14 protein-coding genes are annotated in these 16,347 nt (G+C 41.1%); 9 read left to right on the top strand and 5 right to left on the bottom strand.

What is annotated here, in order from left to right:
* Positions 1 to 26 precede the first annotated feature (26 nt).
* The 3 genes from NI470_RS07185 to NI470_RS07175 all read left to right on the top strand — a co-directional run bounded on the left by NI470_RS07185 (position 27) and on the right by NI470_RS07175 (position 3,363).
* Positions 27 to 1,265 (top strand): MFS transporter, encoded by a 1,239-nt coding sequence (locus NI470_RS07185; RefSeq protein ID WP_253148054.1) that lies wholly within the window; start codon positions 27 to 29, stop codon positions 1,263 to 1,265.
* A 136-nt stretch (positions 1,266 to 1,401) separates the two neighbouring features.
* Positions 1,402 to 2,514 (top strand): porin, encoded by a 1,113-nt coding sequence (locus tag NI470_RS07180; protein ID WP_253148053.1) that lies wholly within the window; start codon positions 1,402 to 1,404, stop codon positions 2,512 to 2,514.
* Positions 2,515 to 2,661: 147 nt separating this feature from the next.
* Entirely contained in the window at positions 2,662 to 3,363 is a 702-nt protein-coding gene (locus NI470_RS07175; RefSeq protein WP_253148052.1) for an HAD family hydrolase, read from the top strand.
* Here NI470_RS07175 and NI470_RS07170 read toward each other — a convergent pair.
* The gene (locus NI470_RS07170) at positions 3,360 to 4,037 is read right to left on the bottom strand and encodes a DUF421 domain-containing protein (protein WP_253148051.1); all 678 of its coding nucleotides are present in this window, start codon (positions 4,035 to 4,037) and stop codon (positions 3,360 to 3,362) included. The two genes, NI470_RS07175 and NI470_RS07170, sit on opposite strands and share 4 nt — an antisense overlap.
* Before the next feature lie 483 nt (positions 4,038 to 4,520).
* Here NI470_RS07170 and NI470_RS07165 point away from each other — a divergent pair, with 483 nt between their 5' ends.
* From NI470_RS07165 to NI470_RS07155, 3 genes are all read left to right on the top strand, one after another.
* The gene (locus tag NI470_RS07165) at positions 4,521 to 5,207 is read left to right on the top strand and encodes a carbonic anhydrase (RefSeq protein WP_129716612.1); all 687 of its coding nucleotides are present in this window, start codon (positions 4,521 to 4,523) and stop codon (positions 5,205 to 5,207) included.
* Positions 5,208 to 5,351: 144 nt separating this feature from the next.
* Positions 5,352 to 6,395 (top strand): molecular chaperone DnaJ, encoded by a 1,044-nt coding sequence (locus NI470_RS07160; protein WP_253148050.1) that lies wholly within the window; start codon positions 5,352 to 5,354, stop codon positions 6,393 to 6,395.
* 72 nt (positions 6,396 to 6,467) lie between these two features.
* On the top strand, positions 6,468 to 6,869 hold the full coding sequence (locus NI470_RS07155; protein WP_253148049.1) for an endonuclease domain-containing protein: 402 nt from the start codon (positions 6,468 to 6,470) through the stop codon (positions 6,867 to 6,869).
* A gap of 143 nt (positions 6,870 to 7,012) precedes the next feature.
* Here NI470_RS07155 and NI470_RS07150 read toward each other — a convergent pair whose 3' ends face one another.
* The 3 genes from NI470_RS07150 to NI470_RS07140 all read right to left on the bottom strand — a co-directional run bounded on the left by NI470_RS07150 (position 7,013) and on the right by NI470_RS07140 (position 11,911).
* Positions 7,013 to 7,672, bottom strand: a complete 660-nt coding sequence (locus NI470_RS07150) for an HNH endonuclease (protein WP_159516412.1) — start codon at positions 7,670 to 7,672, stop codon at positions 7,013 to 7,015.
* Position 7,673: 1 nt separating this feature from the next.
* Entirely contained in the window at positions 7,674 to 8,951 is a 1,278-nt protein-coding gene (locus NI470_RS07145) for an ATP-binding protein (protein WP_159516413.1), read from the bottom strand.
* A gap of 65 nt (positions 8,952 to 9,016) precedes the next feature.
* Positions 9,017 to 11,911 carry a valine--tRNA ligase gene (locus NI470_RS07140; protein WP_253148048.1) on the bottom strand — a complete coding sequence of 965 codons (2,895 nt, stop codon included), beginning with the start codon at positions 11,909 to 11,911 and terminating at the stop codon, positions 9,017 to 9,019.
* A 175-nt stretch (positions 11,912 to 12,086) separates the two neighbouring features.
* Here NI470_RS07140 and NI470_RS07135 point away from each other — a divergent pair, with 175 nt between their 5' ends.
* Positions 12,087 to 12,758: a hypothetical protein gene (locus NI470_RS07135; RefSeq protein WP_004646248.1), complete on the top strand. Its 672-nt coding sequence runs from the start codon at positions 12,087 to 12,089 to the stop codon at positions 12,756 to 12,758.
* 20 nt (positions 12,759 to 12,778) lie between these two features.
* Complete coding sequence (locus NI470_RS07130) at positions 12,779 to 13,585, top strand: SDR family oxidoreductase (protein WP_114541172.1); 807 nt, start codon at positions 12,779 to 12,781, stop codon at positions 13,583 to 13,585.
* Between the two features lie 22 nt (positions 13,586 to 13,607).
* Here NI470_RS07130 and NI470_RS07125 read toward each other — a convergent pair whose 3' ends face one another.
* On the bottom strand, positions 13,608 to 14,726 hold the full coding sequence (locus tag NI470_RS07125) for a GGDEF domain-containing protein (protein WP_253148047.1): 1,119 nt from the start codon (positions 14,724 to 14,726) through the stop codon (positions 13,608 to 13,610).
* A 331-nt stretch (positions 14,727 to 15,057) separates the two neighbouring features.
* Between NI470_RS07125 and NI470_RS07120 the strand changes: the two genes are divergently transcribed.
* Positions 15,058 to 16,332 (top strand): glutaminase, encoded by a 1,275-nt coding sequence (locus tag NI470_RS07120; protein WP_253148046.1) that lies wholly within the window; start codon positions 15,058 to 15,060, stop codon positions 16,330 to 16,332.
* The last annotated feature ends 15 nt before the right edge of the window (positions 16,333 to 16,347 follow it).

Here is a 16,347-nt window from a genome sequence, read left to right as displayed (position 1 = left end):
TTTCACCTTAAGGACTTAGCCTAAATATGCGGAATACCTATATTTTACTGTTTTCCCTATATTGGGCACAGGGGCTTCCGGTCGGATTTATGACGCATGCCTTGCCGGTCATTCTGCGAGCTGAAGGGGTATCGCTGGCGCATATCGGAGGCTTTGGCCTGTTAATGCTGCCTTGGTCGATTAAAATATTCTGGGCACCTTTAGTTGATCGGCATGGATCGAGCGCCAAAGGTCATTACCGTAGCTGGATTATTCCCTTGCAATGGCTGTCAGTTGCTGTATTGATTGGGCTCTCATTTCTACCGATTCAGGCCTTGAATCAGCCGCTGTATTTACTGCTGTTTTTTATCACGCTTTTGTTGATGAATGGTATTGGTGCGACGCAGGATATTGCGACCGATGCACTGGCAGTCAATATTCTGAAAAATGAACAGCAACATTGGGGTAATACCTTTCAGGTGATTGGTTCTCGTCTGGGATTCATTGTCGGAGGTGGGGCCATATTATGGTTGCTCGATCTGCTGCAATGGCAAGCTACCTTTCTATTATTGGCAGCTCTGGTCTTTATTAATACTTTACCCATTTTATTTTTTAGAGAATCTCAGCATTCAAAAATTATCACGCCAGCTGATAAAGGACCTGCACTCAGCAATATAAAAACCTATTTTCAATACTTCTGGTCAGATTTAAGCTTGGCGAGGTGGCTTCTGGTTTTACTGACCTTTAAAATCGCCGATGGTTTATCCGGGCCTTTATTAAAACCTTTAATGGTAGATCTCGGACTGAGCTTTAGCCAGATTGGCCTTTATGTCACCATGCTTGGTGCATTTGCGGCACTGATTGGAGCAGGATTGGCTGGCTGGTGTCTGAAGTACTGGTCTCGCAGCTCGAGTTTGATCATTTTCTCAATTCTAAAAATATTGAGCTTAATGGCTTATGCCTGGCTCGCTACGCAGTATGAAGCTCAAAACAAAGTACAAAACTGGATGATATATCTGGTCAATGCAGCCGAAGACATGATCTCAGCTATGCTTTTGGTGGTCATGTTGACCTTAGTCATGCAATACAGTCGCAAGCATCTGGCTGGTACAGATTTCACCTTTCAGGTGGCGCTGATGGCCACGGTGAGTGGGGGACTTTATAGCCTGAGTGGCATTTTTGGAGATGCTTTAGGCTATCAAAATTATCTGAATCTGATCGTGATCGTGGCAATTTTCAGTCTAATTCCAGTTTTCCGATGGATGAAAGTTGCAGAAAAAGTATAAAATTTCTAAATAATCAACTATTTGGTTAAATGTTAGCCTAAAGTACTAAATAGAATATATAAATATTAATTTAATAATTTTGTAATATAAGCGCCGTGTGTATTATTTGTTACAAAATAAATTAAGGATATTTTTGATGAAAACTAAGTTAGCAACAGCAATTGCATTCAGCCTTTTCGCGGGGACAACTTTTGCAGCACCAACTTTTTATGGTGAGATTGATGCCACAGTTGATTACTTACCGGAAGATAATGCTTCACCAGTATCTGACAAAGATGTAATTGAACTAAGTTCAAATAGCTCATTCGTTGGTTTAAAAGGGGATGAAAAGTTAACGGATCGCCTAAGCGCAATTTATGCAATTGAATGGGCTTTTAACTCTGATGGTGAGGGTGACGACTGGTCTAAACGTAACCGTTTTGTTGGTTTAAAAGATGCAAAACTTGGTACTTTAAAAATTGGTGCACATGACACTCCATTAAAACAATTGTCTAGCCCGGTAGATACCTTCAATAATTATGTAGGTAACCGTGCTGATGTAAGTGGTATTTTCACTGGTGAAAGCCGAGTAGCGAATGCTGTAGTGTATGAAGCTCCAGCTATTGCCTTGCCTCAAGGTGCTATTAAAGTGAATGCTTTATTGGCAACTGGTGAAAATTCAGGAATTAAATCTGATAAAGGTGTAGTTAAAACTGCAAATCGTGGTTTAGGTGATGCTTGGTCTGCTTCTGTAGTATATGACAGCCCAGTAGTTGTAGCAGGTGTTGCTTATGACAAAGCAATTCCGACTAACTTCTTAGGGCGCGGTTTTGATAATGCTTCTGCTCCAGAAGTAACGGGCGGTACTTTATTTGCTGCTGCAAATACCATTCGTGCAATTGGCCGTGTAAATCTAGATGGTGGTTTAGCGCTTAAAGCTCTTTATCAAACTTCAGAAGTGGCGGATGTGGATGCAGCTTCTAAAGCAGTTGATTTGCTTATTGATGATGCTCAAGGTTGGTTAATTGGTGCTGAATATAATCTTCCAAATGCAAAAGCTTGGACAGTTAAAGGTCAATACAGCCAAAACACTACAAGCTTCAAAGATAATACTGCCGATTATGAAGCACAGCAGATCTTTGTTGGTGCAGATTACGCATTTAGTAAACAAGTGAAAGCATATGGTTATGCCGGTTATCTAACACTTGAGCGTGGTTCTTTAGAAACTAAACAACCAGTTGTTGGTACAGGCTTAGAATACAAATTCTAATTTAGATTTTGTACTCTAAGAAAAGGCGATGCTTTGGCATCGCTTTTTTTATGCTTAAAACAACAAAACTTAGCAATTTTATGTCTGATCTAACGAGTTTCGGACTGTTACCATGATTGAAAGTTTCAGCATTTCGTTTTGAAAATTATGCCTATTCAAGCCGTTTTATTTGACCTCGACAATACCTTGACCCATCGTGATCTGACTGCACAGGCTTATAGCCGTTATCTGGCAGAATACTATGCGCCAGCATTGAAACAGGTCGATTCAGATAAAATTATCGAGATTGTACGGCGTATCGATAATGGTGGTTATCCTAAAAAGGAATTGCTGACGCATGGTAGTATCGGGGCTTCGGCTGCTTATGCGTTGTTGCAGGAACTGTCTTGGTTAAATCCCCCAACCATAGATGAACTGGCCCAATTCTGGTTTAGCCAGTTTGGCCGTTTCGCCGTAGAAATGCCGGCAGCAGAGCAAGTATTAACGCAGCTGAAAGATGAGGGTTATCAGCTGGCCATTGTTTCCAATGGCGGACATGACACCCGTTTAAATACGATTCGGGGTTTGGGTATTGAAACTTATTTTGATGAGATCATCAGTTCGGGACTAGTAGGTTTTAACAAGCCGCAGCCGGAAATATTCCAGATCACTGCAGAGCGTCTAAGCGTGCAGCCTGCACAGTGCCTGTATATTGGCGACCATCCAATTAATGATGTACAGGGAGCTACAGAGGCCGGAATGCATGCATTATGGATGCAAGGCTTTCATGCAGATGCTGAACATATCCAATATAAAATTCAGCAACTGCCGGAAATTTTTGCCCATTTGCAGTTATTAAATCGTGCTTAAGTAATTCTTAAACAGTCAATCGTTTCGGCCCATTGCGAAGAATCACAGCGCGGACATTGCTGGTCGGCATGTGAAAGGGTTTGTACCTGTCCACAGTAAATGCAAGCATATAATTGCCCGGCCTTGACCTGTTGGACTATAGAGCAGGTTTTAGGAAAAAGTGGCAGCCCAGGCCGAACCTCATCCGATTTGAAAAACAGGATACTGAACTTACCGTCAGTTTCCAGTAAACCGGTGCGTACCTGACCCAGATGTTCTACGCCTTGCTGGCGCATTTCGGCAAAGAATTCATCATGTGACATTTTACCTTTTTTAATTTCTTCAACGACCAGTACGCCATCTTCCACGATATAAATCGGTTTACCTTCCAGCAGGTCTTCGAACCATTGATATTTCATCATGAGCCAAGTAGTCAGGCGATACATGACAATAATGACCGACATCACCAAAACTGCCTGAATCAGGGGAATATCTTCAGTAAACATCGGATCGCCGGCAATCGAACCCAAGCTCAAAATGATAGCGACTTCGAAGATGGAAAGCTGACGTACCCCGCGTTTTCCGGTCAGGCGCAGAAACAGGATAATCATCGTGTACATCAGGGCACAACGCAGTAAAATTTCTGCAGTAAACTCCCAAGTGGTGTCATGTATAAATATCGTGGCCCAGTCCATTTAAATTCTTTATCCTCATTTTGCTCTTTGGCTCGAGTCTAACAATATCAGTATTTTATTTGCTGCTGTGTTTATGTAAGTTTATGAATAAAGATAGATTCTATTTAAAAAAGAAGCTTGAGCTTAAAAAGCTAGCTATTTAATTTATTCAAAATAAGATAGAGATTTCATGTAAATAATGCATAAAAAATCAGCAGATTAAATTTGAAGAAGATCACATTCTTTTTTGGCTGTTTTTAAATCTATAAAAGTATTATCCATTTGAAATTTATCAATATGAATCCTGAATAATGTGTTTTAAAGAATTAGGAGTGTTTGGAAATTTGTAAGCAAATCACTTCATTTCTATAAAAATCTGTAGTTTGTGGCCTGAAAAATAGAGTGATTACACTAGGTTAATAAACTGTTTTTAAATTAGAAATTGTGATTTTGACTTCCAACAAGGGATGTATTGTGAAAAAAATATTCACGCTTTTAACGGTTATGGGTTTAAGTACAGCGGTCTGGGCAGATGCGGATTGGGATTATACTCAGCCTGAGCAATGGTCGACTTTGAGCCAAAAATACTCAGCCTGTAACGGTCTGAACCAGTCGCCAATCAATATTGAGCGAACAGTGAAAGCAGAACTGGAACCGCTCAAGTTCAGCTATAACACCATGATTCATGCGATCGAAAATAAAGGTCATACTGTCCAGGTGGATTTTGCGCAAGGTGGTGAATTGCAGCTGGATGGCGATACCTTTGTACTGAAGCAGTTTCATTTGCATAGTCCAAGTGAAAACCTGATTAAAGGCAAAAGCTATCCACTGGAAATCCACTTTGTCCATGCCAATGCCAAAGGTGAGCTGGCTGTCGTGGGGATGATGTTCGAGCAGGGCGCAGAAAGCCAGATGCTCAAACGCATGTGGAACCGTTTACCGAAAAAGCAGGGTGAGAAAGTGGTTTTGAAAACGCCACAAAATGTGAATCAGATGTTGCCTAAGAATCTGGATTATTATCGCTTTAGCGGCTCGCTGACCACACCTCCGTGTTCGGAAGGGGTACGCTGGCTGATTCTGAAAGATATTCAGCAGGCTTCTGCCAAGCAGATTTCGGAATTTGCCAAATTGATGGGACATCCCAATAACCGTCCGGTGCAGTCATTGAATGGCCGTGTAGTGCTGGAATAATCAATATGAGAGCGAAAAAGCAGACTTTGGTCTGCTTTTTTTAATTCTGATACAAATTTTGAAAGGGCACACTGAAAAGAACTATGTGGCGAAAGCTGAAAGAATTACTATAAGATAGTATTTCCTATTGGTCTTTCCGCTGCCATGCTCTTTGACTTGAAAACCATGATTCAGCCGTTCACAGCGCTTTCGCCACAGCAGAAGAAGCTGGATCATCTGATTGATAAAATCGAGCAACAGAAACAGGAATTAGAACAATGGCAACAGGCTGAAGAAGATCTGCAGCAATATACCCATAAAACATTTATGCCGGTCTATCATGAATTGCATGGCGTACTGTTCAAGCAGCTGGAACAGCTCTGGAAGCACCTGCAGGAAACTACATTTTCCAAGGTAGAACTGGTGGTGCTGGATGAAAAGATTCAGTACCTTGCAAATTATCTAAAAGACTCTCAGGCAATGTCGGTGCAACAAGCCCATAAGGTGAATGAAATCTTCACTTACTATCAGCAACGTGCCGAACATGCCCAATTCAGAAAAAGTCAAAAGAAAATAAATGAACTGGAAACATTCTTTAAGAGTGAGAATGGCTCAGATCTTGCAGATGTAGAAGTATTTGAAGTATGGGAATCAGATCATTTTCAGCAGGTACGTGAGCAAGCCAAGTTAAAACGTCAGCAGGAAAAACAGGAGCAGGCAGCAGCGATGGCAGAGCAGTCATTGAAAACCGTATATTTAAAAATTGCTGCCATCATTCACCCTGACCGTGAAGTGAATGATGTCAAAAAAATCAAGAAAACTGAATTATTACAACGTGCCAATGAGGCTTATGCAGAGCAGGATCTGTTTACGTTACTGAGAATGCAACTGCAGATTGAACAAGATCAGGATGTTTCAAAAAAAGGTTTAAGTGCGGAGCAACTCAAGTTTTATCAACTGGCTTTAGATGCACAAAGTCGGAAATTACAAGATCAGATTGATGCCTTGATCAATAGATTGGTCTGGTCATCGAAAACCAGAATTGCCGTGAAAAAGGCGAAAGGCAAGGTCCAGATTGCTGATCTGTATAAGCAGATTGATGAAGATACTTTAGCCATCAAACAGCAGATTAAAGTGGAAAAAGAACGCCTGATGTATATCAAAAAGGTGAGCGGCTTGGAGATGTTTTTAAGGCATGGGATGCTTTAATCTCTTATTCGTATAGTCATTCTAGATTTAATAATGAAAGTTCCCTCTCCTAGTAGGAGAGGGAAAATAACAATGAAAATAGATCCTCAATTATTAGAATTCGCCAAATCTATGCGCCATACCGCCACCGATGCTGAATATCTCATGTGGCAAGTTTTACGTGCCAAGCGTTTTATAAATCTTAAATTCCGTCGTCAGCATGTAATTGCACCGTATATTGTGGATTTTTACTGCCATGACATTGGTTTAGTGATTGAGTTGGATGGTGGTCAGCATGGAACGGATGATGCAAAAGAATATGATGTTGAACGGACTAAGTTTTTAGAGGCTTTGGGTTTAAAATTGGTGCGTTATTGGAGTCATGATGTGTTGGGAAAGACGGATGTGGTTTTGGAGGATTTGTGGCAGGTGTGTACTGAGCTAAAACTAAAAAATGTAAAAGTTCCCTCTCCCTCGGGGAGAGGGCTAGGGTGAGGGAAGAATTTATAATGAAAGAAATTTAAAAGCACCTCTCCCTGACCCTCTCCTAAAAGGAGAGGGAACGCCATTGTGAAATTCATGCAGGCATTAAATCAAATGACGCTCCCTCTCCCTATGGGAGAGGGCTGGGGTGAGGGTTACATACTTGCCATAATTTTTTGAACTAATGCCATTTTTTGTTCACGTGTCAGCAGATTTATATCTTTTTCTTCAATAAACTCATCTAATGCCGCGACTTGCTTTCCTTTCATATCTTTATAACCGGCAAATTCCTGATAAAAACGATTTAGGTCACACATTTTTACAGTAGCTTTTCCTTTAGGAGTATGAGCTCTTAAGAAATAATGGTCAGGATAATCACAATGATTTGCAGGTACTCGCTCAATATGATTTTCATATGTATCATAGAAAGGGTGAATGATTTTAAAACGACCACTTGTGCTCGGATAGGAAGGTTGTGAGCAGGCTCTATCGCCATCTACATGAGGATTTTTGTCACCTTTTTCTCCATTGCAATCAGGACAGATGACTATTAAATTCTTTGGTTCAAATAAGAATTGAGGAAATAAGGATTTTGGTAAAATGTGCTCTACTTGCCAATGTAATCCATGAGTTGAAAAAATATACTGTTTACAATAAAAGCAAGTAAGTTTTTGATCAGATAGATAGTGAGCACGAACTAGAGATCTAAAAGCTTTCATATTTTTATTTGTCGTATCATTCCAAAGTTGATAATTTTTTTTGTCATAGTTATCAATAAACTTTTGAAGTTCACTAGGTATTAGACACACTTGCATTTTAACCTCTATAGCTCTCAACAAGGTTAAAAAGAATTCGTACCTTATCCTCTTGGTCTATTTTATTTTGATTAATTAAGTTTTTTATATGTTCTATTAAATCTAAAGACTCTTTGTCTAATTCGGTTATTTCTTGGTTATTTAATTGGTTTAATATTAAAATCAATTTTCTAATTAAATATTCGTTATTGTTGCCAGGAAAGTTGAAAACCTCAGAAAGTTGGAAGTCTGATGATCTATTGATTGTATCGCTTGAATTAATTAAATTATTTTTTGATAGATCTAATATGAAGCTTTCATTGTCTAGATTTGATATGAGTAACGGAGAATGAGTAGCAATGAAGAAATGGCAACCCTTGTAATCTTTTGATAATAATTGAATAAGTTCAATAATCTGTTTTTGCCATTCAGGATGTAGATTAATCTCAGGTTCATCAATACATATTAAAGCATTATCTTCTAAGGCATAAATCAATGATAGACCAATTGAGAGAACTGATATTTGCCCAGAACTTAAATCCCTATAAAATAATTCATATGAATGATCTTTTAAAGCAAACCTAATCTTGGATATATTTAAAATTCCACAACGCATTAGTTCATAGCATGCTGGATAGTCAATTAGTTCATCTAAATAAATCGTTTTATTTTGAAAGGATTGAATATCATTAAATATCTTTTTTATCTGGATTGCTGTTTTTTCAGTTGTTGAAACAGTAAGTAAAACCTCTTCTAATATTTTTAATAGCTTGTTTCTATTTTTAATCTCAAATGTGAGTTTTACGTTTCCTTTAATATTTAGGAAATCGAATAATATTTTTATTTTTTTCAGAATTGATGGTTGCTCAATCGATTTAATGGCAACAAAAGGTAATATTTTTTCTAAATTAAGAGTATATGGTCGAGATAAATTGACTGGTAAACCATAATTGATAAAAATTCTATAAAGCTCTGATTTGAAATAATCAACATCAGTCTCAATAGGTGTTTTTTTTATCTTATGTAAATCTGAGTGTTCGATATTTGTTAGTTTAATGTATTTAGGATTAAAAAAATCAGGGAATTTATTGTTTAAAGTATTTGATATTGCAATAATTTTATTGAAGTTATAGGCTGGTGAATCTAGAGTTGTACTAATAATTGAATTCAGTAATCGACTTTTACCAGTTGCATTATTACCAGTAATAATAGTAAAAACATTTTGAAAGGGTTTTAGTCTGCTGGCATTACAGAAGTTCAGAGTCTTTTTATGAAAATTATAAGTTTGTATGTATGGCATATAAATGTATAAAGGACTGAATAATCAGCCCTTTATACTACAAATTAGATCAAACTAACAACACATTAAAGCGCTGCAATTTGCTCCATATTTGCTTTAATCTTCGCTAACTGATCAGCAAACTCAGCAAGTTTCACTTTCTCGCCTTCAACCACAGCCGCAGGTGCTTTCGCCACAAAACCTTCATTGCTAAGTTTAGTGGCAATTTGGTCATGTTGCTTTTGAACCTTGTCTAAGTCTTTTTGTAGACGACCTAATTCCGCTTTAGGGTCAATTAAGCCCTTCATTGGCACATATACAGATACGTGACCGACTACAGAAGATGAAGACAATGGTGGTTGTTCGCCATCAGCCAAGAAGATAATGCTTTCAACTTTAGCCAATGCTTTGAACAACGGTTCAATACGTGCAATCTGCGCTTTTTCAGCATCAGTGGTATTTTGCAGCAGAACAGGCAACAAACGCGCATTACCTAGACCCATCTCGCCACGGATATTACGTACCGCACCAATCAAACCTTGCAGCCATTGCATATCTGCTTCAGCCTGGTCATTCATCAATGCTTGCTCAGCAACAGGGTACGGCGCCAACATAATAGTTTCGCCAGTGATGCCAAGTTTCGGCGCAAGTGTTTGCCAGATTTCTTCAGTCAAGTACGGCATTAACGGATGAGCCAAACGTAAAGATGCTTCCATTACTGCAAGAAGAACACGACGTACTTCAGCTTTACGCTCTTCAGACACATTTTCATCGTTCAGAACCGGTTTGGTTAATTCAACATACCAGTCACAGTATTCATTCCAGATGAACTCATAAATCGCTTGCGCAGCCAGATCTAAACGGTAGGTTGCAAATGCTGTTTGCACCGCTTGTTCCGCTTTTTGCAGACGGCTTACGATCCATTGTTCAGGCAATTCCCAAAGGTCTTGACGTGCTTCTGAACCAATAGTTTGACCTTCGACATTCATCATCACGAAACGTGTTGCGTTCCAGATTTTATTGGCAAAGTTACGGTAACCTTCAACACGTTTCATGTCGAACTTGATGTCACGACCAGTGTTGGCAAGCGCACAGAAGGTGAAACGAACCGCGTCTGTACCGTAAGATTGAATACCTTCAGGGAATTCTTTACGGGTTGATTTTTCAATCTTCGCTGCTTGTTTCGGGTTCATCAAACCTGTTGTACGTTTTTGTACTAAGGTTTCAAGATCCACACCATCAATCAAGTCTAATGGATCAAGTACGTTACCCTTAGATTTAGACATCTTCTGACCTTCGCCATCACGTACCAAACCGTGAACGTACACGGTTTTAAACGGCACTTGTGGCGTACCATCTTCATTCTTCATGAAGTGCATGGTCAGCATGATCATACGTGCCACCCAGAAGAAGATGATGTCAAAACCAGTGACAAGCACATCAGTCGGGTGGAAGGTATTTAAGAAGTAGTTGGCTTTGTCTTTCGCTTCGTCGCCAGTCCAACCTAAAGTTGAGAATGTCCAAAGACCTGAAGAGAACCATGTATCCAATACGTCTTCGTCTTGGTTTAATTGAACATCGGCAGGGATGTTGTTTTTCGCCCGAACTTCAGCTTCATCACGGCCAACATATACATTGCCTTCCGCATCGTACCAAGCAGGGATACGGTGACCCCACCACAATTGACGCGAGATACACCAGTCTTGAATGTTGTTCATCCACGCCATGTACATGTTGTTGTACTGTTCAGGCACAAACTTAATGCGACCATCCTGCACCGCTTCAATCGCAGGTTTCGCAAGCGGTGCAATTTTTACATACCATTGATCTGTCAATAGAGGCTCAACAATCACGCCTGAACGGTCACCGCGAGGTGGTTTTAATGTGTAAGGTTGGATCTGATCTAACCAGCCTTCAGTTTCAGCTTGTTCAACGATCTTCTTACGTGCTTCAAAACGTTCTAAACCAATGTAATCTGCAGGCGCAGGAATGGTTTTAGAAATTTGCTCGCCCGCTTTCGCGATGTATTCAAACTCAGCCAACACTTCAGCATTTTTGTTGAAAATGTTGATGATTGGCAATTCGCAACGTTTACCCACTTCATAGTCATTGAAGTCGTGTGCAGGGGTGATTTTTACACAGCCTGTACCGAATTCTTTGTCTACATATTCGTCTTTTACGATTGGAACTGCACGACCTGTGATTGGTAAGATTATATTTTTACCTACTAGATCAGCATAACGTTCATCATCCAGTGCAACCGCAACCGCAGTATCACCCAATAATGTTTCAGGACGCGTCGTTGCAACCACGATGTGATCTTTACCATCGTGGGTGCGGAGTGACTTATCTTCAAAGAAATATTTGAAGTGCCACAATGAACCTGCTTCTTCTTTATCAGACTCAACTTCCAGGTCAGAAAGGGCAGTTTGCAGTTTTGGATCCCAGTTCACCAGACGTTTGCCGCGGTAGATCAGGCCTTCTTCGTGAAGTTTTACAAACACTTCTTTTACTGCGTTTGATAAACCATCATCCATCGTGAAGCGTTCACGTGACCAGTCAACCGAAGAACCTAAGCGACGGATTTGACGGGTAATGTTACCGCCAGACTGTTCTTTCCATTCCCAGACTTTTTCGATGAACTTTTCACGACCCAGGTCATGACGGCTAATCCCTTGTGCACCCAGCTGACGCTCAACCACCATTTGCGTTGCAATACCTGCGTGGTCAGTACCCGGTTGCCAAAGCGTATTTTTACCAGACATACGGTTGAAACGCGTCAAGGCATCCATGATGGCATTGTTGAAACCATGACCCATGTGCAGGCTACCAGTGACGTTTGGTGGCGGAATCATGATACAGAAAGATTCGCCTTTTTCAGACGGCTTAAAGTAACCACGCTCTTCCCAAGTTTGGTACCATTTTTTCTCGATCTCGGTCGGATCGTAGGTTGTCGCGATATTTTGCGCTGAGTCAGTCATAGTCTAAACAGATCAAAAGTGAATGAAAAATTGGATCTATTGTAGCAAAAAAAATAGTGCATGCGGCAGCTTAACCAAATGCAAACTTTAGCCAATTGGCATGTATAGCAACTCATCGTATGATAGATTGATAAAAAAACGCGACTCATCGCAGCATATCAAAAAGGATAATAAGATGAGCTATAACATTTCCCTGAAGCTTCAACCCGAAACCCATCAGCGCTTTAAAGACCTTCATTCCAGATTAAATGCCGGCGAGCGAGACAGTCTTGCCAGACCCTTAGGTGAAAATCTGGCCGATATGGCCTGTGAAATTATTGACCAGATTTTTGGTCAGGTGGTGCAGTTGGCCAATTCACCGGACAGCGAGTCCGAAAAAGTGATTCAGCAGATTATGCATAACACCCGTAAATATATGCCGTGGTCGGTTTCGTTGTTTGGCAATGAGCGTCTGATGCCTATGGTGAACTATTTGCATCGCATGACCTATGAGCATCAAGGTGATGCTTTTGTTCGATATCCGGTGGAAAAATTGCTGGTGATGGAGTTGCTCGGCTGTATTGACCAGATGAAAAATGGTAATCATCAATATGTATCACCCGCTTTAAAAGCCTTTACTCAGGTGGTCGATCAAGGGGTGACACATCTGATCCGTGAACCGAAAAAAATGTTGAAATTTAATGTAGTGGTCGATAAAACCTTGAATGGGGTGATTCATTTAACCACCCAGTTAGGCTATAAACGTTTTGACAAGCTCGGTAGCATCTATGATGCCGATACGATGAGTTATTATTTTGAGCATTTGCTGGCATTTCTGGAAGATGAAATGCAGCACCATATTCATTAAAACAAGGGAAAGAGGATTTCATGGCGAAAGTTGAAGACTTAAATGGAAAAGTGGTCTGGATTACCGGCGCATCTTCAGGGATTGGCAAGGCGATTGCCCAGCAATGTGCTGAACTCGGAGCCCAGGTGGTACTGACTGCACGCCGGCATGCAGAACTGGAAAATGTTCGCCAAAGTCTCACCAATGCAGATCAGCATATTTCAGTCATTGCCGATATCACAGATGAAAGTCAGGTTCGTCATGCTTATGAACAGGTTTTGCAACAAAAAGGCCGGATCGACTGGCTGATTAATAATGCTGGGCTGAGTCAACGTGCTTTGATTCAGGACACCACCATGCAGACTGAACGTGCCATTATGGAAGTGGATTATTTCTCGCAGGTGTTTCTCACCAAAATGGTATTACCGACCTTTCTGGCACAAAAAACAGGTCGTATCGTGTTTATTTCCAGTGTGGCAGGTTTGCTCGGTACCCAGTATCGCGCATCCTATTCCGCAGCCAAAGCAGCGATTCATATGTGGGCCAACAGCTTGCGTGCTGAAGTGGCTGATCAGGGCGTGCAGGTCTCGGTGATTTTCCCTGGCTTTGTTCAAACCAATGTGTCGTTTAATGCTTTAAATGGGGAAGGCAAACCGCAAGCCAAGCAGGATGAAGCGATTGAAAATGGGTTGTCAGCAGAGGATTTTGCCCGTCAAAGCGTACAAGCCTTGCAGTGTGGCGAAGAATATATTGTGATTGGTGGCAAGAAAGAAAAACTTGGCGTGCTGGTTTCACGTATTTCCCCCAAGGTGCTGTACAAAATGATTCGCAAGACCAAGGTGAAATAAGAGATTTAAAGTTTTATCAAATTCAGGCAATTTTCTCTTGAGCGAATTGAACCTGATTACGGCCCATCTGTTTGGCCTGATACATGGCATGATCAGCCGCTAAAGTGGCTTCTTTAATCTGATTAGGATGATTGAAGAAGCTGACTCCGATACTGATAGTCAGGTAAATATGCTGCTGTTCATGATGTAATGGGGTTTCTTCAAGCTGCAACCGGATCCGTTCAGCAATTTTAAAGGCGGCATCTTTTTGAATGTCATGCAAGACGAGCAGAAACTCTTCACCACCAATACGTGACACTTGGTCTTTGTCTCGAATATTGGCTTTAAATATCTGACTGATATGTTGTAAAACCAGATCACCGACCTGATGTCCATAACGATCATTAACGGCTTTGAAATGATCTAGATCTGCCATCAAAACTGCATGCTGTAAGGCGGGATTGGGATCTATTTTTTGAATATAGGCTTCAAAGCCACGACGGTTTAATAATCCGGTCAGCGGGTCGTGATGGCGCTCCCGTTGCAACTTTCGCACCAGATCCAAAATTGCACAGCCAATGAATGAACCTAAAAAGATCAGATCAATCAGCAGCAGGAGCAGCTGCGTAAATGCCCATGCCGGTTCGTAATGGGCGACAAATCCCTGATCCTCAAGTAAAACAGAGAACAGTAAGGCACGCCCCATGATGATAAACACGGTCGCAAAGGTAAAAATTTTCAGGTAACTGTCGATACGTAAGCGTGTACTTGTCCGAATAAAGGCAAGCGGGCGGTGCAAATAAATTGCCGCAGTAATGCTACCAATAATCAGCAAACGGGCAGTCTGGTCAGCAGTCACTTGGGTAAAGTAGTAAATGCCAAACGCACCCAAGGCAATCAGGTAAATATAGTTCGGCCATTCATAGTCGATTTTTAAACGCTCATAAATGGCTTTGCTGTGAAAGGTACAGGACAAAAAATAAAGAGCAGCAATGAAACTGGATATTTCCACCAAAACTGATGCCGATAAAACGGTATTGAGTAATATCGTCACGCCAATCAGAATCAGTGCATAAGCATAAGATCTTAAATAATTAGGTAAGCCTTTATAATAGGAAATACTCAGCGTGATGATCCCCAGGCTCGACATGATGCTGGGCACGAGTAGACTGTAAAAATTCAAATCCGGGATCAGCATGTTAGATTATAATGTGAGCAGATGTGTGAATAATATCATTTATTGCGATGAAAAATATAAATAAAATGGATAATCAAACTAATCGAAATGACCTGTTGAACCGCTCGATATTTTATAAAAACTCAAAAAAATAATATCAAAATGCCCCTTACTCCTGATGATCATTGAGCTGAAAAGGCATTTGTTTTAGTCCAAATCGATGGACGTATTTATAAAATGCTACCAATTTGGACTTGTAGTTTTATCCTGAAAATTTAAGGTGGAAACAGGATGAAAATATAAAGGATCTATCTTAATGAAAACCCCGGTGCCCGATTATCTCCAGCATGTATTAACGGTCTGTCATGATAATGATCAGGGCGCTTTGGCTGATTATATCCCTGAACTGGCAGCGGTAGATCCAAACAGGTTCGCTTTGGCGCTGACTACGGTGGATGGCACGATTTATTCCACGGGAGATGATGAAACCGAATTTACCATGCAGTCGATGTCCAAGCCTTTTGCCTATGCCTTGGCATTACAGCATTTGGGAATTCCAGCAGTACTGGAAAAGGTCGGCGTTGAACCTTCAGGAGAGGCTTTTAATCAGATTTCACTGGATAAAGAAACCAATCTTCCGAAAAATCCAATGATTAACTCGGGTGCGATCACCACGCATTCTTTGATTCCGGTACAAAAAGGCATTTCACGTGCGGAATGCTTGCGCCGTTTTTTTAGTGAGCTGGCAGGCCGTCAACTGGAATTCGACAAGCAGGTATATAAGTCGGAAGTCAAAACTGCATTCCGGAACCTATCGATTGGCTATATGCTGCGTACTGTAGGTGTGCTTGATTCGGATCCTGTGGAAATCGTCAATGGATACATCAAGCAATGTGCGATTAAAGTGACGGTCAAAGATCTGGCAAATATCTGTAGTGTGCTCGCCAATGGCGGTGTTCAGGCCAAAACGGGCAAACAGCTGCTAGAGCGTGATGTGGTGCGCCAAGTGCTCAGCGTGATGATGACCTGTGGCATGTATGATGCGGCGGGTGACTGGCTGACGACGGTGGGCATTCCTGCCAAAAGTGGTGTATCGGGCGGAATTATCGGGGTATTGCCTGGGCAGGTGGGAATTGTGGTTTTTTCTCCTAAAATTGATGAGCATGGGCATAGTGTACGTGGCGTGGATATTTTTGAGCGTTTGTCGCGGGACATGGGCTTGCATCTGATGGAAGGGACGCCATCGGCACAGACCATTTTGCAAAGTCGTTATACTGTAGGTAAGAACAATGACATTGTCGTGTATGAGCTGCGCGGTGTATTGCAATTTACCGAATCGGAAATGTTGCTACGGATTTTGCAGGATGAGCCAGACGCTAAAACACGTATAGTCATAGACCTGACCAATTTGACTTTGATTCATGATGTGGGTGCACGCATGTTATTTGAAGGTGTCAAACGTTTACAAGCGAATGGGCACAAAGTGGTGGTCATTGACTCAGAAGGCGTATTGGGTGAGGAACAGGTGAAAGGCAATAAGCGGGTAGTGGTGACAGAAGAGTTAGAGCGCTATTTAGAGAAGTTTAGTTAAGCCATACTTATAGGG

It is taken from the genome of Acinetobacter lwoffii, from assembly GCF_024129115.1.
Classification (GTDB): Bacteria; Pseudomonadota; Gammaproteobacteria; order Pseudomonadales; family Moraxellaceae; genus Acinetobacter; species Acinetobacter lwoffii_T.
Note: the sequence above shows the minus strand (reverse complement) of the source record. Positions and strands in the feature narration are given on the sequence as shown.